Below are 16,871 nucleotides of genomic sequence, written 5' to 3' on the forward strand. Positions count from 1 at the left end.
ATGGCGCAAGTCTATAAGAAATTAGAGATTGATGTAAATAAAGAAGTAACAAGTATTATTACAGCCGTGCAAAATGATGCCAAAAGCCGATATTTGGACATTGTTTTGTTAGACGGCAGTACAGCAATTAACCTCACAGGGCACGAGGTTAGAATATATGGGAAAAAGGCTGATGGGATGGAGTTTTATAACAACGGAGCCATTACCAACGCAACCGTAGGAAGGTGCCAGTTTGAATTAACTTCTCAGGCGTTGGTATTGGCACAGGATTTGGAAGTGCAGATTATTTTGTTCAAGAACAATGTGGAGGTTCTGAGCACACAGCCCTTTAAGATACATATAGTGAAAAGTCTGATTTCTGCAGGAGCTGTGGAGAGCAGTAACGAATATGGCGCATTGGTGGTGCTATATCAGAATCTTTACGAAGCCCATGATTTAATGACTACCATGGTGCAAAATATCGGTGTTCCGGGGGAGATTGCAGGGCAGCTTACCATTGATACCATGTGGGATGCTTGGGAATACCTTTGCAATTATGTTTCCGAGGATTTAACCACACTGCTACAGAATGCAATCAATAACAACTCTGTGGATGGGGTTGTGCAGAGGTTGGGAAATACTGCGGACATAGGCGGAACGGCAACGGCAGGAACGTTAATGGCAAAAGCAAATGCTTTAATCAACAAAAAGCAAATGTTTTTATCAAGGAAGATGGCGTCTGTAACTGCAGGAGTAAGCAGTAACAACACAACAGTAATTAATGGGGCTGGTTTATTTTATAGCGTAACGGCATTATCAGTTAATATTTCTGACAGTATAACAATTAGCGTTGATGGTAAATCGTATACTAACACGATGGGTTATAGTTCTGGGAATGCAATGGCTTGGTTGTATTTGACTACCTCGATGAGCGATATGGAAATTCTAAAAGCAAGCTCATATTCAGGATACTCTGGACAACATTTTTCAGTTATAGAATTTAATAATAACTTAACCATAACTTACAACCCCACCTCAACAAGAAACATAAGAATTTTTTATGCTTTATACGAATAGGAGGCTATTATGTATTATAAAAAACAAGGAAATGTACTTCCAGAAATAAAAGCTGGATGCGTATACGAAGAAAGTTATTCTTATGAAGGATATATATTTTTGAAATATGAAGTAAACAATATTCCGTCAGAGGAAATAGTGGAAATAACGAAAGAAGAATACAAAGCAAATAAACCTATTATTCCAGAATTGGAGCCAGACCCAATGGAACTCATAGAAGATGAAGTCCTACAAGCTGAAATGCTGTTAAATCAGCAATTGATTCTAAGCAAGCAGACAGAAATTGATATAACATTAGCAGAATTACTGCTGAATCAACAGGGGGTGGTGAGATGATTTATAAAATTGTAAAGCGGTATTTTGATTCTCAGATTTATTCTGCTGAGAATGTAGGCATGTTCGTAAAAAGTGGCAAAATCACAGCAGAGCAGTTTGCAGAAATCACAGGGCAGGAGTATGAGGTGGTTTAATGATTACCATACATGAAAAGAATAGCACAACATTTGATACTTTGGGCTTGGGGGCATTGCTTCCGAGCCTTTGTACTGTAAAAGAGGAGTTAAACGGCCTGTATGAATTGGAGATGGAACACCCTTATGATGAGTGGGGGAAATGGGAGGATATTGAAAAGGAGCGAATTCTTGTTGCATCCACACCCCGTGGAAAACAGCCCTTTCGCATTTATCACATCAAACCAGATATGAATGGAATTCAAGTAAATGCCCGACATATCTTTTATGATTTACTGGATAATCTCTGCTTGAGCGTGAGTGTATCAGGCTCACCCCAAAGTGTATTAAATGCCATAAAAAACGCTTTTGCATTCTCCATGCCCTTTACCTTTTCAACCAATATGTCGGGGACAGGTTCAGTCTCTGCAAGCAAAGTAAACCCCATAGCCGCATTGCTCAGTGATGATGAAGATGCAAGTAGTTTTATAAAGGTTTTTGGCGGGGAAATTCTGAGGGACAGCTTTACTGTTTCTATGAAAACTTCTATTGGTCAGGATCGGGGCGTTGCCATTCGGTACGGCAAAAATCTTGTAGGACTTGAAATTAGCGAAGATATATCAGAGGTGGCAACAAGAATCTACGCCTATGGAAAAGATGGGGTGGCCATGTCGGGAGGGTATCGGGATAGCCCATATATTAGTAGCTACCGCTACCCCAAAATCCATGTATTCGAGGATAGCAGTTTGACTTATTATGAATTACCCGGGGCTGTTCAAGCTTTATTTAATGAGGGGTGCGATTTACCAAAGGTGAACATAAAGGCCAATTTTCAGATGCTTTCCGAAACGGAGGAATACAAGGAGTATGCTGTTTTGGAAGAGGTCCAGCTGGGGGATGTGGTGACGGTTTCAAATGTAAAAATGGGATTCCACAAAAAAGCAAAGGTCATTTCCTATGAGTGGGATTGCTTACTTGAACAATATAATGAGGTGGAATTGGGAGACTTTGTTGCGGACTTGACTTCCTCTGTTACCAGCGGGGAGAAGAGCCTTTCCACAGCTGTAAGTGCGTCCACGGAGGTAAAACAAGTAATTAATTTAGTTAATGGAGTTGCTACTATAACAAGTCAGGGTCTTTATATCTGTATAGATACCAATTCCATAGATACGGCAACAAAGATATATCACTTTGGCAACAGCGGGTTAAGGTTTAGCAGCACTGGGATAAAGGGTACCTACAAAACAATTTTAGATACAAATGGCAACAGAGTATAAGGGGGGAATTTATGAATCAGGATGAAATTTCAGAAAAGCTGATTGAGGTTGACCAAAGGAGCAAGAGTAATAAACACCGGCTAGATTCTATGGAGAAACGCCAGGACAACCTGGAACAGCTCACCAACTCTTTTTCTGTGATGCAGAAAGAACAGGAGTACATTAAAGAGGACGTGGGAGAGATTAAAGCGGATGTGAAAACGCTGGCCGAAAAGCCTGCCAAACGGTGGGAAAGCATCGTGGAGCGGGTGATTACTGTTGTAGTGGGGGCGGTGGTCGGCTATCTGCTGAGTGGGGGGCGGTTGCCTTGAGACGAAGAAATGTAAAAGGTGAGTTTTCTAAAAGAATTATGCTGATGGAGATGGCTCTATTGTGGGTGAACACACTAGGCGTTATCGGACTTGCCTACTATAGTGTATTTCGTGGCGCAGATTCAGCATTCCCATGGCTTACTGCAATGGTATCGCTTCCCTGGGCGGCATGGGGCGTAAGTAAAACAGGGTACACAATGAAAAGCATGAGAGAAAATACAGCAGGTGGGGTCGTTTATGATTCCGTCGTATCCAGAGAGGAGAATTATAATGATGTGGCTGGTTGAAAATTGGTTTATTGTGGTTGCAATATTGGCGGTAGCAATGGTGGTTGCTATAGCCATTTATCGTTTTTATGGACTTCCGTCAGCGAAGCAGATAGAAACAATCAAAGAGTGGCTGTTATACGCCTGCATCGAAGCCGAGAAAGCCCTAGGCAATGGTACAGGGCAACTTAAATTAAGGTATGTTTATGATTTATTTATCACACGTTTTCCAGCGGTGGCCAGAATGATTTCATTTACCGTTTTTTCTGGTTGGGTAGATGTAGCATTGGAAGAAATGCGCATCATGCTGACACAGAATAAGGCAATTCGAGAAGTGGTGAGGGGGGATGTGGCATGACAGGACAGGAATTAGTGGCTTTTGCACGTTCTAAGTTAGGGACGCCCTATGTATACGGTATGAAGGGCACAGTAATGACACGAACCAACTTCAACTATCTGCAGGGTCAATACGGGAAAAAGTGTGTTTGGGATTCTGATGAAAGTAAAGTGGGTAAGGTTTGTGTGGACTGCTCCGGGCTGATTTCATGGGCTTCTGGGGTTGTTTTAGGCTCTGCCCAACTATTTGATAGGGCAATCAAAAAGGAGCTTATAAGTACAATTAAACAGGCGCCTATAGGTGCGTTGGTATGGATGAAAGGTCACGTGGGCATTTACACCGGTGTAAAAAATGGTGTGCCATATTACATAGCTGCGGATGGCTCGGCTTATGGGGTAAGAGAGGTACCGCTAAGCAAGAATAACTTCACCCATTGGTTATTGATGGATTATATTAATTATGTAGAAAGGGATGATGAAGTGGTAACAAGAGAAAAGATTATTGTAAATGGTAAGGAATGCGAAGTGGATATGATTCGTAAGGATGGGGTTACATATATTAAGACTAGAGATATTGCGGAGTTGTTGGGGTTAAAGGTTGGAAATAAGGGCAGTGTACCAACACTGGAAAGAAAATAGAGCGTACTAAAAACGTACTATAAATTTTTCAAGCCGATATTTTTATAAAAGAATAGGGTAGATTTTGCAGTAAATGCAGTAAAAAACACTATAGAAAAGCATGTAAAAAAGTCAGGGTAATTGGGATGAATAAATAGTTTTTAAGATTTTTCTAAACTAAGATTTATCTAAGTCGATATACAAATAACTTTCAATTACGATATTTTTACATTTTCGGTGTATAAAGCGTATTTGAAGGTTATTTTTTATGCAATTCAATACCTTTAAATGAATATACGTTTGAATAAGAATCTATGATGGATTGGTAAAGCAAATATACAGGCATTGTTTATTGTAGTCTATTTTACTATTTGAAAGAATAAAGATAATATTGCTCTTTTTTTAAAAATAAATTTATTAGATATAATTGAATCGGTTTAAACCTAAAATCATTTACTGCAACATGAATCTTGCAAAAATTGTAAAAAACTATTACAAAATATTGGAAAATGTGTTATTATGGAAAAAACAATCACATTAGAAAGGACAGTGCAAAATGAAAGAGCTTTTAGCAGGTTATGAAACCCTTAGCTCGCTGGAAAAAATATACACAGCATCCCTAGTTATTGGAATTATTGTACCAATATTGGATTTGATAATGGGTGTTTTATCCATTGGGCTTCATATGGGTACGGATATTGATTTTGACTTTGATGCTGATATGAATTTTGCAAGCACATGGTTACCGCTGAGCTCATTAGCTATTTTATCATTTCTTGTTTTATTTGGCGGTGGAGGTCTTATTTCTCTATTTTTTGTGAGTGAGAAGATTAGCCTGTTAATTGCCATTGCAGCTGGGTATTTTTTTGCCGTAGTAATGAACAAATTTGTTATTATACCGCTTAAAAGAAATCGAGTTTCATCTCCGAAAGCCGAAGAGATAATAGGAAAGTCTGCTAGAGTCACCAGCTCTATTATTGAATCCGGATTTGGAGAAATTGTAGTTATTGTAGATAGGATAACTTTGAATTATACAGCAGCTTCAAAGGATAACGAAGCCATTGGCTATGGAGAAACCGTACAAATATTGGAATTGAAGGAGAATGGCGTTGCAATTGTCTGTAAAGAAAAGAAGGGGGAATTTTGATGTTTGATTCATTGCTCTTGACCGTAGGAGCGGTCGTTTTAGGTATTATTTTGATTACTTTAGTTATTTTAACTGCATGGAAAAAGGTTCCGGCAGATAAGGCAGCAGTTGTAACCGGTCTTGGAAAGAAGAAAGTGGTTACCGCTGGTGGTGTTATTGTCATTCCCGTACTCCAAAGAATCGACTATATTTCATTGCAAAACGTGCGTTTCCCAATTGCCATGCAAGATGCAATGACTAGACATGGTGTTCCTATTAATACAGAAGGCATTGTCGTAATTAAAGTGCAAAATACCGAGGAAGCCATATTAATGGCAATGGAACAGTTTAATGATGTGACCTCTGCCGTTACAAAAGAAAAGATTATTGATACGGCAAAAGACGTTTCCGAAGGCAAGCTTAGAGAAATAATAGCCACCCTTACTGTAGAAGAAATATATAGTGAAAGAGATAAATTTGCATCAAAAGTTCTGGAAGTAGCCGCAGAACAGTTAAATGTATTAGGTCTGGAATTAAAGTCTTTCTCCATTAAAGAAATTTCAGATAAGAATGGATATCTTGAAGCGTTGGGTAAACCTCAGATAGCGGGAATTAAAAGAGATGCCCAGATAGCAGAGGCTGATGCTTTAAGAGAAACACAGATTAAAACTTCTGAGGCTAAGAGACTGGGTGCAGCTGCTCAATTGGAAGCAGATGCCAAGATTGCAGAAGCCCAGAAAGAGGCAGACGTTAAGGTTTTAGAATACGAACAGCAGAGACAGTTGGCTAAGGCTAAAACAGATGCATCTTATGAGATCCAACAAAATATTACTAATATGGAAGTTATTAATACCGAGATGGATGCGGCTGTTTTAAAAGAAGAAAGACAGAAATCTGTAAAAGAGGCCGAAATTCAAGTGGAGATTGCTGCTGCAATTAAGAACACTGAACTTGCAGAAAGAAAAGCAGAGCGTAAACAAAAGGAATTGCTTGAGACAGTTGTAAACCCCGCTGCAGCGGAAAAGCAAAAAGCAGAGTTACAAGCAGAGGCTGATAAGATTAAGACGGTTAAGGCTGCTGAGGCTGATGCAGAGGCTAAGAAGCTAAATGCGGAAGCAGAGGCTGCAATGATTCAAAAAACAGGTGAAGCCACAGCCCAGGCAATAAAATTAAGGGGTCTTGCGGAAGCGGAAGCTATGGAAAAGAAGGCAGAGGCATATGCTAAATATGGCAACGCCGCTATTATTGACATAGTGATTGATAAACTTCCTGAAATAGCCAGAGCAATTGCAGAACCAATGAGCAGAATTGACAAGATAACGATTATTGGTGGCGGAGAAGGTTCTGGAGGTAGTGCAACAGATGTGACAAAAATGGCTCTGGGAAGCTTAACCGCTGTTACGGAAGGTATGAAAGATGTATTAGGATTTGATATGACAGAGGTCATGAAAGCCAATACTTATGCTGGCAAGACGGATAAGAATATTAACTTTAATCTTGATAAACTAACAGATAAGGAAAAGGCGGTAGCTATTGCTGGAACAGCAGCAGTGATTAAGGACAATATTTTTGATGGAGAAACACTTACAGAAGTAGTTATTGAAGATCCAGAAGTATCCGTTGAGATTGTTGAATCCGTGGATACGGATGACCAGGTTTCTGAGCCGGAGGAGATTGATAAACGATTCTTATAGTGTAAGTGTCTCATTAATAACATCATTGTGATTTGTCCGTGATAGGTGATATTTATTTATTGGCTTAGAAAGAGATTATTTTATAATGCTAAGTAACAAATAGTATTTTGCAGACCTCTAAACTGGTGACATATGAAATTGCTCAGTTTGGAGGTTTTTTGTTTCTGAAAGATTTAAATTCTTAGAGTTAGAGTATGAGTTGCAAGAAAATTATAATATAGGTAAGGGCAGAGCTAAAATCGGCTCTGCCCTTCAGTAACTAACCTTATATTTAATTCGGATTTTTAAGTTTATACAAAACTTGAAACGCTCTCTAGCAATTTGCCAATAGCAAAATAGACATTAATCCCGAGAATAAAACCGCAATGATTCCTCCAAAAATAGAAATAGCTGTATCAATTTTTTGCTTATCTTTTACGGACTTAAGTAAAACTGTATATAAAAAAATACCGATTAGTCCACCAGATACATTAGTTATTAAGTCCGTAATATCCGTAACTCCGATAGAGAGAATATACTGCATCACTTCTAAAGCAAAACTTGTTCCAAAAATGATGAAGAGTTTACTTCGCAACTTCATTTTTGGAGCCAGCATAGAAAGCAAAACGCCAAAAGGAATAAAAATCAGAACATTGTCTCTGATCTCCCTAATTTGAAATAGTTCGGCAACAGCATTCGTATAATGAAATGGTATTAGGTTGACAATTCTTACATGATCCATACTACTCAATTTAAATTGTAGTTTAAATAGTATAATCCATACCAATATTATTAAATAAAGTACGAAAAGCAATGAAGCAAAAGTTTTGACTTTACTTTTTTTGTCCATAGAATCCATTTTCCTTTCTGCATGATATTTAAGTAACTTTTATTTTCACTCCGAGTCACCCAAGACCAGCATTTGGATTGTAGTTTTTTTCTTTCAGAGCAATTAAGTTTCATTTATTATATCAAAGTTGATTATTATATTATTTCAGATTTTCCTAAGATTTTTATAATTTTCTTTGGTTTCCTTTTTGGAGTTTAGTTTGCAAGGGAAAATATCCTCTTCCACTTATCTGCATTAATGAAGTCCCCAATTGTTAATTTCAAATGTTCATTATTATTTTAAACAATAGCTTTTACAATGCAATTGTATGGCTATTCCATATATTTTTTTACAGAATTTTTAGAGAAAGGCAGAACCAAAAACCCGGTTCTGCCTTTTAATAATACTAAAAAAATCGCGATATGCTATTATCCACAAAAGAGACGCTGAGTCTTAACAAATAGAGTTTTCTTCATCAATCGGCAAAATATCTGCATGTACGCCTCTTAATTTCGGCGTTATGGCTTGATCCACATGCATATGGCCAAAATACCACTTTTTAAATCTTTGAGAACCTAAAATGAAATGATACCACTCCTGAAGATGAGTGGGTAAGTGGTAATCTCCATCAATTTGTTTTAAACGAGAAATACACTCTCTGGCAAATAAAGGAGTTTCGTGAGTTATCACATAATCAATTTGGTTATAGTTTTCAACGAGCTGTTTTTGGCCATACTCGATTTCCTCAGGTGAGGGTTCTTCCTCTTTCCACCAGCTTATGCCTTCTTCACGCCTATCTTTATCAATAGAGCGAGCACCGCCAAAGGTGAAAAAGTTGTTTCCATATATAGAGTAAATTTCACCACGCATTAAGTGATATACCCGTTCTCCTATTTGGTGCGCTTTTCCACCACTCCATTGGCAAATCTCCAAACCATTTAGCAAAGCATGATTTTCATGATTTCCATCAATAAATGCGATTGTGCCCGGGAAAATTTGCTGTAATGTTTCAATTCCATAAGAAAAATCTTCATTCCAAACATAGCCTGCATCGCCAGCAATGATTAAAATATCGCTATCCTTTAATTCTACTTTTTCAGCAAGGTTAAACAAAGGAAGAAAAGTCCCATGTTTATCTCCTGTAATTAAAATTCTTCCTGACATACACTCCCCCCAAAGGTATTTATTTTTTATAATAATAGATTCCATTATTCTCTTCACGCGCAATTTTTCCCGTGAAAAAAAGGTATTGTAAATGAGAAATGGCTTCACCTGTTGCAAACCATTTTTGAGGTTGAGGAAAATCATCCCAGTCCTTACAGTCTATTTCCCAGGTCATATCTCTAGCAACCATGTAGCTTGTTTTCCACTGGTTACCTAAAACCTGCATTACTTCTTCCAATCTTTCTTCGTGATGTTTTTGTAATTCCTTAATTCGCCCATACATATCTTCTATTGGTGTTCCGTGGGCTGTGAGCAATAATTGGACGTCTAATTTTTCTATTTTTGCAAGGCTATCCAAATAGTCCTTTAAGGGATTTTCGACACCTAATTCTATACATATGTTTGGCGTGATAGTACCTAAAATATGGTCGCCACAAAACAATATTTTCTTCTTTGCATCATATAAACAGGCATGTCCTGGTGTATGGCCGGGTGTCAAAACAACCTCAAACTCATAATCTCCGTATTTTAATACATCACCCTCTGCAACATATGTAAAATCTACTCTTGCATCATGGCAGTATTTTCTACCTGGATGAATATCTGTATTCCTGCCAAATGCTGCTTTGGGAAAGCCATATTTTATAAATAAATCATCTAACATTCGCCAATAAAGATTTCCTACTTCAAAGTTTATGAGTTCTCCATCTGTTTCGCTGGCAAAAATTGTACTTGATTTTGTGGCGAATTTTGGCACAAGACCACAATGGTCTGAGTGCAAATGGGTGATGAATAAATCTGTATTGACGATTCCAAGCTCTGTAAAGGCGCTCATTAAAGCCTCTTCACACTCGGGTCTGTTAAAGCCTGTATCAATCAAAAGATTTTTGCTTCCCGTTATAATATAGGAGTTGATTTCTCGCAAGGGGTTGTTGGGTAATGGTACTACTTTTGTATAAATATTATCAGCTACTTTTGTTAGCATAGTACTCCCTCCTAACTCAACATTTTTTGTAGAAAGATATGCTTTTCATTATATCATACCAATTACCTTCTGCATAGCACTGCTGTCTAATACCATAATGTAAAGTAGTAAATTGTAGCTGCTAAGTGCAGAAGGAATATAATTGAATTCTTTATTGATAAAGTATGATGTTGCACATGCTTTCGTTGTTGAAAAACCTTCAAACCGAGTATATTATCACTTGGTTTGAAGGTTTTTAGTATAATTATGCTTTCAGGTTATCTGCCATCTTGCACGAATAATGCTTGCAGGGCAGGAGTATCACCGACTAAACCGATTGCATAAACAGAATAGAATTTATTTGCTTCCGGTTTTACATTAGGTACTGTAAGAACAACATTGTCAGTTCCGGCAACACGAACTTGCAGTGTGTAATTCATTGGCATAACATCAATATAGTTTGTAAGGTGTGCAAACGGAACATTGTTAAAAAGAACTGTTCCATCTGGCAATGTAATGTCTACGGCAGGGGCATTCGGCGAAAGATGGATAAAGCGTATCATAGCTTTGTCTGGTTTTCTCGTTTCATTGGCATCAGCAATGCTGCAAAGCTCTATATCATCAGGATTTCCAAGGGCGGCTATCGTCATAACAGAATCGTTATTAACAGTCAACATATCGGATAAAATGGGAGAATCTTTTTTTCCAGCAGGGTATAGGCTTATCTTGTATTTCCCCTCAGGTATAGACAAATAATCTGTATATTTACCATAGGCGAGATTACTAACAATTTTCTTATCGTTTGCATATACATCAACATTAGGCGCGCCGGGTACAGTGTGAATGACACGTACGTAACCCATTGGCATTTGTCTTTGGTTATATTTATTATTGGCATACATATTTCATCGCTCCTAAATAGCAGTATGGTATAAAATATGTTAGAAGATTTGTCTCTGTGAAAACCATTACGGGTTTATGGAAACAAAGGAAAACAGAAAATACTTTTTATATTTGAAAAAAATGTGAATTAGTTATATAGTAAAAAATAGCTAAATAAATGAAAGAAATGCAAAGATAAATTAATCTCATACAAATACATATTGTCAAAAAATTAGGCTGCAATAATCCGAGATATATGATTTGTTGCCGTCCGTAATGTTGTAATTTTGATGCTCAATAAGCAATAAAGAAATGGGGTAAAAAGAGTGAAACGTATTTTTTTGGTGGAGGATGACACAGCAATTGCAAAAAACCTTATGCTTTTATTACAATCTGAGGGATTCAAAGTCACTCATGCACCTACACGAAAAGAAGCCCTTGCTGTAATCTTAGAGAATACATTTGACTTGGCATTGATAGATATTTCTTTGCCTGACGGAAACGGTTTTACAATTTATACTGAAATTAAACAAAAGGGGGATATACCTATTATTTTCTTGACGGCTTCAGGTGATGAGGCGAGTGTCGTTACTGGGTTGAACATGGGTGCGGAAGACTATATCACCAAACCTTTTCGTCCCCGTGAACTCATTGCACGTATGAAACGAGCATTGCGTAAAGATCAGCGTAGTGGGAGCGATTTTGAAATTCAAGGGCTCCGTGTGGACACAGCAAGGGGCGTGGTGACGAAAAACGGTTCCGAGGTTTTCCTTTCGGCTTTAGAATATCGCTTGTTATTACTGTTTGTAAGCAATCCAAAGAGCATTATCACAAGGGGCAGGCTCCTTGACGAATTATGGGATGCAGCGGGAGAGTTTGTTACTGACAATACTTTGACTGTATATATCAAACGCTTGCGGGAGAAGATAGAGAACGACCCAGCAAGTCCAAAAATAATTTTGACTGTTCGTGGGACAGGGTATAGATTGGGGGACGAGAATGCTTCGAAATAGAGAGTTTCGGCAGTTTGCCATTTTATATTTTTTGATTGCCATTATTGCTGTAATAGTAGGCTTTGTAATGAACAAAGAGGCAGGCATTCTTGCCATGCTATTTTCCATTGCCTTTGGCGCAGCTTTTTTCGCGTTTACCAAAACCAGGTACAAAAAGATTGCTGAAATTTCAAATAAAATCGATCTTGTGCTACATAATGCTGAGCAATTATATATCGGTGAATCGGATGAGGGTGAGCTGTCAATTTTACACAGTGAGATTACAAAAATGACATCTCATATTCGGGAGCAGAACGAGGGGTTAAAAAAAGAAAAAGAGCACCTTGCTGATTCATTGGCGGACATAGCCCATCAACTACGCACCCCGCTCACATCTGTAAACCTCATTTTGTCATTATCAGCCAATGAACCCGATGAAGCCAAGAGAAAAGCGTTCCTAAGAGAAGCAGAGGAATTGCTTGTGCGGATGGATTGGTTGCTTACATCTTTGTTGAAAATATCCCGATTGGATGCGGGCATTGTTGTTTTTCAAAGGGAACAGATAGAGATAAACCAACTGATTCGTGATGCTACTCGTCCCTTCCTAATATCTATGGAGTTACATAATATTGACTTGCAGATAGATGTACCAAAGGGTATTCTCCTTCAGGGGGACGCTGGTTGGCTTTCAGAAGCAATCCAGAATATTCTCAAGAATTGTATGGAAAGCACAGGCGATAATGGGAAGATTGAGATAATCTGCACCGATACCCCATTGTTTATACAGATTATCATACACGACAATGGTAAAGGCTTTGAAGCGGATGATTTACCTTGTTTATTTGACAGGTTTTATCGGGGAAAAAATTCAAATGCAACAGGATATGGCATTGGGTTGGCTCTTTGTAAAATAATTGTAACACGTCAGGGAGGAACAATTACCGGAAAGAACCATCCTCGGGGGGGAGCAGAATTTATCCTTCGTTTTCCAAAGTGACAAATCTCTCACTTAAAAGTCACGAAAATGTAAGTTGAAGGTTCTATTATATGGGTAAACCATGAGAAAGGAGACTCACATAATGGAGTTTTTGAAAATTGAAAATTTATCTAAGGTCTATGGGAAGGGAGAAAATAAGGTTACTGCCCTTGACCATGTTTCACTTACCATTGAAAAAGGAGAGTTTACAGCAATTATTGGTTCCTCAGGCTCAGGTAAATCTACTTTGCTTCACAGTATCGGTGGTGTAGATGTGCCTACTGGGGGAAAGGTATATTTGGAGGGGCAGGATATCTATGATCAAAGCAGTGAAAAGCTGGCTATTTTCCGCAGACGGCAGGTGGGATTGATTTACCAGTTTCATAACCTCATTCCAACTTTAAATGTGGTTGAAAACATTACATTGCCTATCCTAATGGATAAACGAAAGGTCAATCAAGAAAGGCTGAATGACCTGTTGGAAATGCTGGGATTACAAGAGCGGAAAAACCATTTGCCAAATCAGCTTTCGGGGGGGCAGCAACAGCGGGTCTCCATAGGACGGGCTTTGATGAATGCTCCGGCAGTCATGCTTGCTGATGAGCCGACAGGTAGTTTAGATAGTCGAAATGGCCATGAAATTATGAAACTGCTGAAAGAAAGCAATCAAAAATATGGACAGACGCTGATTCTTGTTACCCATGATGAAAATATTGCCTTGCAAGCAGACCGCATTATCGGCATAGCCGACGGCAAAGTAGCTAGAGATGAGAGGGTGCGGCCATGAATATCTTTCATAAAATCACCATGGAAAGCTTGAAAAAAAGCCGTACCCGAACCTTAGTTACCATTGTCGGGGTTATCCTGTCAGCGGCAATGATTACATCAGTGGCTACCTTTGCTGTATCTCTGCAAAATTATATGATTAACGGCGCCGCTGTCAAATATGGAAATTGGCATGTTGCAATACCCAATGGGGATTCCTCTTTTTTATCTGAACAACGGGAGGATAGCCGTGTGGAAAGTGTTGTTGCACTGAAAAACATTGGATATGCCCCTCTAGAAGGAGGATTAAATCCAGATAAGCCCTACCTTTTTGTAACAGGATGGAGCAAAGAAGCCTTAAAAGAATTACCTATGAAATTGATTTCAGGCAGATTGCCAGAGAATAGCAGTGAGGTGCTGATACCTGCTCATATTACGGCAAACGGTGGTGTAAATATTTTGGTGGGGGACACACTCAGCCTCTCCGTAGGTGATCGTATAAAGGGAGACCAAAAACTCAGTCAGCACGACGCCTATTGTGCAGGAGAAGAAACCCTGGTATCTCAAACAGAGAAGACATATAAGGTTGTGGGTATCTGCCAGCGGCCGGCAATAGAGGAATATGCCGCACCTGGCTATACAATAATCACCACAGGGGATGCGGTCCCATCAGATAGCTTTACCGTCTTCATTACTCTGAAAAATCCATATCAAGTACATTCTTATATAGATAGTATTTCTGATGAGTATCGTCATGTTTTAAACGATGATGTATTGCGCTTTATGGGTCTTTCAGGAGAGAAAATGATAACAGTTCTTCTGTATTCCATTGTGGGTATTTTAATTGCTTTGGTCATGTTGGGGTCGGTGTTCTTAATATATAATTCATTCAACATCTCATTAAATGAACGGATGCACCAGTTTGGAATTCTTATGTCAGTGGGTGCTACGGAAAAACAGTTACTCAATTCTGTGCTATTTGAGGGACTTTGCGTGGGGGCAGTGGGTATTCCCTTGGGGATTTTGGTTGGGATTCCGAGCATTCGTTTTGTGCTCGCCCTTGTGGCAAAGAATTTTGCAAATGCAATGTATGATACTGTGCCTTTGGCCTTGGTGGTGTCCATTCCTGTGCTGATTGGGGCGGCAGTAATCAGTCTAATCACTATTTTAATTTCTGCCTATATTCCGGCGAAGAAGGCCGCCAGAACCCCTGTAATGGAATGCATCCGCCAAACAAACGAAGTGAAGGTGGAAGGGAAAGCTATAAAAATCTCAAAGTTTGTAAAACGCTTTTATGGTTTGGAAGAAATACTGGCATTGAAAAATTTCAAAAGAAACAAACGCCGTTATCGTAGTATTATTCTGTCTCTTACTTTAAGTGTTGTGCTATTTGTTACAGCAAATTCTTTTGGAACCTATTTAAAGCAGATTGGGGAGGGTTCCGCCATGGTTAGCGAGAACTATGATATCTGTTTTTATTCAAGGGATATGGCAGAAGGCGACCTGTTTCAGCTTTATGATGAGATAAAAACTGTCGAGGGTGTTACCAAGAGTAGTTATCAGGCACTTTCTACTTATTCATGTGTGCTCAATGTAAGTGATTTGCCCAGAACTTTTTTAAATGAGTTTGGTGACCTTATTGGTTATGATGGAATGAGTGAAACCGTAGAAGTAAAGTTGGATGTTCAGTTCATAGAGAACGGAGTTTATGAAAATCTATTGAAGGGGCTTGGGCTATCTAAGACAGAATACACCGGGCAGGATCAAAATATGATTATGGCAGGTATACTTCCCCTGCATTGGTATACGCAACAACAGCCTATGGAGTTTATATTGCCCTCCAAAAATGGGGAACAGACAAAAAATCTCCGTGCTACCTTTGTAAAAGACTACCCTGATTTACTGCCATCGGACCCGGGTGAGTGGTCGGGATATTCACTGATGATAATTGCCCCTTATGAAGTGAAACCACAGTTTGATGCCCTGAATAATACGGCAAAGCCCACGAAACTGGGTATGACCTTTCAATCAGAGAACCCCGGAAGATCTACAGCTGAAATGAAAAAAATCATTGAAGGCGCAAATATAACTCCCTTTTATAATTTGTACAATTTGTATGAGATATTGGAGCAAAACCGTAATTTATCCTTTATAGTAAACTTGTTCTCCGTTGTTTTTATTGCCATGATTACAGTGATTGGCATCGCCAATGTTTTTAACACAATATCCACGAATGTTAAGTTGCGTAGGCGGGAACTGGCTATGATTCGTTCTGTGGGGATGTCAGATAAAGATTTCAACAAGATGATGTGCTTTGAATGCGTTCTTTACGGAGGTCGGACAATGCTTTGGGGCTTGCCCCTTTCAGGAGCCCTTTCGTATCTTATTTATAAAGGCATGGTGATTGGTGGTGGGAACATTGCATTTATATTCCCTTGGAAGAGTATGACAATCAGTGTGCTTGGTGTGCTTTTCATTGTATTTATCACCATGCTCTATGCAATAAATAAGATAAAAAAAGAAAATATTATTGATGCCCTTCGGGATGATATGTCTTAATGAAAAACCTTTATGACTTTAAGTTTATATGCCTAGATATTTGAAAAAGCAATTTATCCATGTTGCCAACATAAAAGAGCTCCTACAAATTTTAGAAGGGAACTCTTTTTGATAGAACCATATTGTGGTGAGAGATTTTTAAAAATGGTTTATCCGTATTGAAAGAGAGGTTTTTATTGCTTTTTCTTGACAAAATGATACTTTGCATAGTTTAATGATTGTACAAGTGATGGATAATTTATGAGAAAGGAAGTACGTGTATGGAAAATTTTTTAGGACGAACTTGGGGCAGCTTGTCATTGGATGATAAGAAACATTTTATGAGCAATTTTGATTTATTTGATGTAAACACTGGACAATTCCCCCGTGAAAATGGTGATTGTATCGTTAAATTTTTCAATGGACTTGCTGTTCGTGGTACCTTTATGGTTGGCAATGATGAAGGCGCTTTTGATATTGAGGATGATGCGGTAATTTATGATTCCACTATCTAAAGGCTCTGCTTATAAATTAGTTATGTTGATTATACTTAAATTCAAAGTTATGCTATGATAAAAGAGCTAAGGATTTTTGGCTCTTTTTTTATGAATAGGAAAAGGAACTAAAATAAAAATCATTAGGTCATTAA

Annotated in this window: 19 protein-coding genes; 15 read left to right on the top strand and 4 right to left on the bottom strand. The window is 38.5% G+C overall.

Annotated elements, in window-relative coordinates:
- The 10 genes from CPRO_RS05385 to CPRO_RS05425 all read left to right on the top strand — a co-directional run bounded on the left by CPRO_RS05385 (nt 1) and on the right by CPRO_RS05425 (nt 7,133).
- The gene (locus tag CPRO_RS05385; RefSeq protein ID WP_066048774.1) at nt 1-1,056 is read left to right on the top strand and encodes a BppU family phage baseplate upper protein; all 1,056 of its coding nucleotides are present in this window, start codon (nt 1-3) and stop codon (nt 1,054-1,056) included.
- Nucleotides 1,057-1,065: 9 nt separating this feature from the next.
- Nucleotides 1,066-1,392, top strand: coding sequence for a hypothetical protein (locus CPRO_RS05390; protein WP_066048777.1), 327 nt, complete (start codon nt 1,066-1,068; stop codon nt 1,390-1,392).
- The gene (locus CPRO_RS14840; protein WP_236782342.1) at nt 1,389-1,526 is read left to right on the top strand and encodes an XkdX family protein; all 138 of its coding nucleotides are present in this window, start codon (nt 1,389-1,391) and stop codon (nt 1,524-1,526) included. The genes CPRO_RS05390 and CPRO_RS14840 overlap by 4 nt, the downstream gene beginning before the upstream one ends.
- Complete coding sequence (locus CPRO_RS05395) at nt 1,526-2,782, top strand: phage tail spike protein (protein WP_066048780.1); 1,257 nt, start codon at nt 1,526-1,528, stop codon at nt 2,780-2,782. The genes CPRO_RS14840 and CPRO_RS05395 overlap by 1 nt, the downstream gene beginning before the upstream one ends.
- 11 nt (nt 2,783-2,793) lie before the next feature.
- A complete protein-coding gene (locus CPRO_RS05400) occupies nt 2,794-3,093 on the top strand; it encodes a hypothetical protein (RefSeq protein WP_066048782.1) in 300 nt (99 codons plus the stop codon).
- Nucleotides 3,090-3,380: a hypothetical protein gene (locus CPRO_RS05405; RefSeq protein WP_066048785.1), complete on the top strand. Its 291-nt coding sequence runs from the start codon at nt 3,090-3,092 to the stop codon at nt 3,378-3,380. Before CPRO_RS05400 ends, CPRO_RS05405 begins: the two co-directional genes overlap by 4 nt.
- Nucleotides 3,364-3,717, top strand: a complete 354-nt coding sequence (locus tag CPRO_RS05410) for a hypothetical protein (protein ID WP_066048788.1) — start codon at nt 3,364-3,366, stop codon at nt 3,715-3,717. The genes CPRO_RS05405 and CPRO_RS05410 overlap by 17 nt, the downstream gene beginning before the upstream one ends.
- Nucleotides 3,714-4,334, top strand: coding sequence for an NlpC/P60 family protein (locus CPRO_RS05415; RefSeq protein ID WP_066048791.1), 621 nt, complete (start codon nt 3,714-3,716; stop codon nt 4,332-4,334). The genes CPRO_RS05410 and CPRO_RS05415 overlap by 4 nt, the downstream gene beginning before the upstream one ends.
- 535 nt (nt 4,335-4,869) lie before the next feature.
- Nucleotides 4,870-5,460, top strand: coding sequence for an NfeD family membrane protein (locus tag CPRO_RS05420; protein WP_066048794.1), 591 nt, complete (start codon nt 4,870-4,872; stop codon nt 5,458-5,460).
- The gene (locus CPRO_RS05425) at nt 5,460-7,133 is read left to right on the top strand and encodes a flotillin family protein (RefSeq protein ID WP_066048796.1); all 1,674 of its coding nucleotides are present in this window, start codon (nt 5,460-5,462) and stop codon (nt 7,131-7,133) included. The genes CPRO_RS05420 and CPRO_RS05425 overlap by 1 nt, the downstream gene beginning before the upstream one ends.
- 313 nt (nt 7,134-7,446) lie before the next feature.
- On the opposite strand, the gene CPRO_RS05430 is transcribed toward CPRO_RS05425, so the two are convergent.
- The 4 genes from CPRO_RS05430 to CPRO_RS05445 all read right to left on the bottom strand — a co-directional run bounded on the left by CPRO_RS05430 (nt 7,447) and on the right by CPRO_RS05445 (nt 10,971).
- Complete coding sequence (locus tag CPRO_RS05430; RefSeq protein ID WP_066048799.1) at nt 7,447-7,962, bottom strand: VanZ family protein; 516 nt, start codon at nt 7,960-7,962, stop codon at nt 7,447-7,449.
- A gap of 432 nt (nt 7,963-8,394) precedes the next feature.
- Nucleotides 8,395-9,105 carry a metallophosphoesterase gene (locus CPRO_RS05435; protein WP_143149015.1) on the bottom strand — a complete coding sequence of 237 codons (711 nt, stop codon included), beginning with the start codon at nt 9,103-9,105 and terminating at the stop codon, nt 8,395-8,397.
- A 19-nt stretch (nt 9,106-9,124) separates the two neighbouring features.
- Nucleotides 9,125-10,090 carry an MBL fold metallo-hydrolase gene (locus CPRO_RS05440; protein WP_066048802.1) on the bottom strand — a complete coding sequence of 322 codons (966 nt, stop codon included), beginning with the start codon at nt 10,088-10,090 and terminating at the stop codon, nt 9,125-9,127.
- Nucleotides 10,091-10,347: 257 nt separating this feature from the next.
- On the bottom strand, nt 10,348-10,971 hold the full coding sequence (locus CPRO_RS05445) for a DUF4397 domain-containing protein (protein WP_066048806.1): 624 nt from the start codon (nt 10,969-10,971) through the stop codon (nt 10,348-10,350).
- A 306-nt stretch (nt 10,972-11,277) separates the two neighbouring features.
- On the opposite strand from CPRO_RS05445, the gene CPRO_RS05450 reads away from it, so the two are divergent.
- From CPRO_RS05450 to CPRO_RS05470, 5 genes are all read left to right on the top strand, one after another.
- A complete protein-coding gene (locus CPRO_RS05450; RefSeq protein ID WP_066048809.1) occupies nt 11,278-11,964 on the top strand; it encodes a response regulator transcription factor in 687 nt (228 codons plus the stop codon).
- Nucleotides 11,951-12,940, top strand: coding sequence for a sensor histidine kinase (locus tag CPRO_RS05455; RefSeq protein ID WP_066048811.1), 990 nt, complete (start codon nt 11,951-11,953; stop codon nt 12,938-12,940). The genes CPRO_RS05450 and CPRO_RS05455 overlap by 14 nt, the downstream gene beginning before the upstream one ends.
- 82 nt (nt 12,941-13,022) lie before the next feature.
- Nucleotides 13,023-13,706 (top strand): ABC transporter ATP-binding protein, encoded by a 684-nt coding sequence (locus tag CPRO_RS05460; protein ID WP_066048813.1) that lies wholly within the window; start codon nt 13,023-13,025, stop codon nt 13,704-13,706.
- Entirely contained in the window at nt 13,703-16,243 is a 2,541-nt protein-coding gene (locus CPRO_RS05465) for an ABC transporter permease (RefSeq protein ID WP_066048817.1), read from the top strand. The genes CPRO_RS05460 and CPRO_RS05465 overlap by 4 nt, the downstream gene beginning before the upstream one ends.
- 260 nt (nt 16,244-16,503) lie before the next feature.
- Nucleotides 16,504-16,737, top strand: coding sequence for a hypothetical protein (locus CPRO_RS05470; protein WP_066048819.1), 234 nt, complete (start codon nt 16,504-16,506; stop codon nt 16,735-16,737).
- Nucleotides 16,738-16,871: the final 134 nt, after the last annotated feature.

The sequence above is a fragment of the Anaerotignum propionicum DSM 1682 genome (genome assembly GCF_001561955.1).
GTDB classification, from domain to species: Bacteria; Bacillota; Clostridia; order Lachnospirales; family Anaerotignaceae; genus Chakrabartyella; species Chakrabartyella propionicum.

Excerpts from the sequence above, each read along its gene's own strand:
- CPRO_RS05430 (WP_066048799.1), bottom strand. The coding sequence starts at position 7,962 with ATGGACAAAAAAAGTAAAGTCAAAACTTTTGCTTCATTGCTTTTCGTA.
- CPRO_RS14840 (WP_236782342.1), top strand. The coding sequence starts at position 1,389 with ATGATTTATAAAATTGTAAAGCGGTATTTTGATTCTCAGATTTATTCT.
- CPRO_RS05460 (WP_066048813.1), top strand. The coding sequence starts at position 13,023 with ATGGAGTTTTTGAAAATTGAAAATTTATCTAAGGTCTATGGGAAGGGA.
- CPRO_RS05400 (WP_066048782.1), top strand. The coding sequence starts at position 2,794 with ATGAATCAGGATGAAATTTCAGAAAAGCTGATTGAGGTTGACCAAAGG.
- CPRO_RS05445 (WP_066048806.1), bottom strand. The coding sequence starts at position 10,971 with ATGTATGCCAATAATAAATATAACCAAAGACAAATGCCAATGGGTTAC.
- CPRO_RS05440 (WP_066048802.1), bottom strand. The coding sequence starts at position 10,090 with ATGCTAACAAAAGTAGCTGATAATATTTATACAAAAGTAGTACCATTA.
- CPRO_RS05455 (WP_066048811.1), top strand. The coding sequence starts at position 11,951 with ATGCTTCGAAATAGAGAGTTTCGGCAGTTTGCCATTTTATATTTTTTG.
- CPRO_RS05410 (WP_066048788.1), top strand. The coding sequence starts at position 3,364 with ATGATGTGGCTGGTTGAAAATTGGTTTATTGTGGTTGCAATATTGGCG.
- CPRO_RS05425 (WP_066048796.1), top strand. The coding sequence starts at position 5,460 with ATGTTTGATTCATTGCTCTTGACCGTAGGAGCGGTCGTTTTAGGTATT.
- CPRO_RS05435 (WP_143149015.1), bottom strand. The coding sequence starts at position 9,105 with ATGTCAGGAAGAATTTTAATTACAGGAGATAAACATGGGACTTTTCTT.
- CPRO_RS05420 (WP_066048794.1), top strand. The coding sequence starts at position 4,870 with ATGAAAGAGCTTTTAGCAGGTTATGAAACCCTTAGCTCGCTGGAAAAA.
- CPRO_RS05385 (WP_066048774.1), top strand. The coding sequence starts at position 1 with ATGGCGCAAGTCTATAAGAAATTAGAGATTGATGTAAATAAAGAAGTA.
- CPRO_RS05470 (WP_066048819.1), top strand. The coding sequence starts at position 16,504 with ATGGAAAATTTTTTAGGACGAACTTGGGGCAGCTTGTCATTGGATGAT.
- CPRO_RS05390 (WP_066048777.1), top strand. The coding sequence starts at position 1,066 with ATGTATTATAAAAAACAAGGAAATGTACTTCCAGAAATAAAAGCTGGA.
- CPRO_RS05415 (WP_066048791.1), top strand. The coding sequence starts at position 3,714 with ATGACAGGACAGGAATTAGTGGCTTTTGCACGTTCTAAGTTAGGGACG.
- CPRO_RS05395 (WP_066048780.1), top strand. The coding sequence starts at position 1,526 with ATGATTACCATACATGAAAAGAATAGCACAACATTTGATACTTTGGGC.
- CPRO_RS05465 (WP_066048817.1), top strand. The coding sequence starts at position 13,703 with ATGAATATCTTTCATAAAATCACCATGGAAAGCTTGAAAAAAAGCCGT.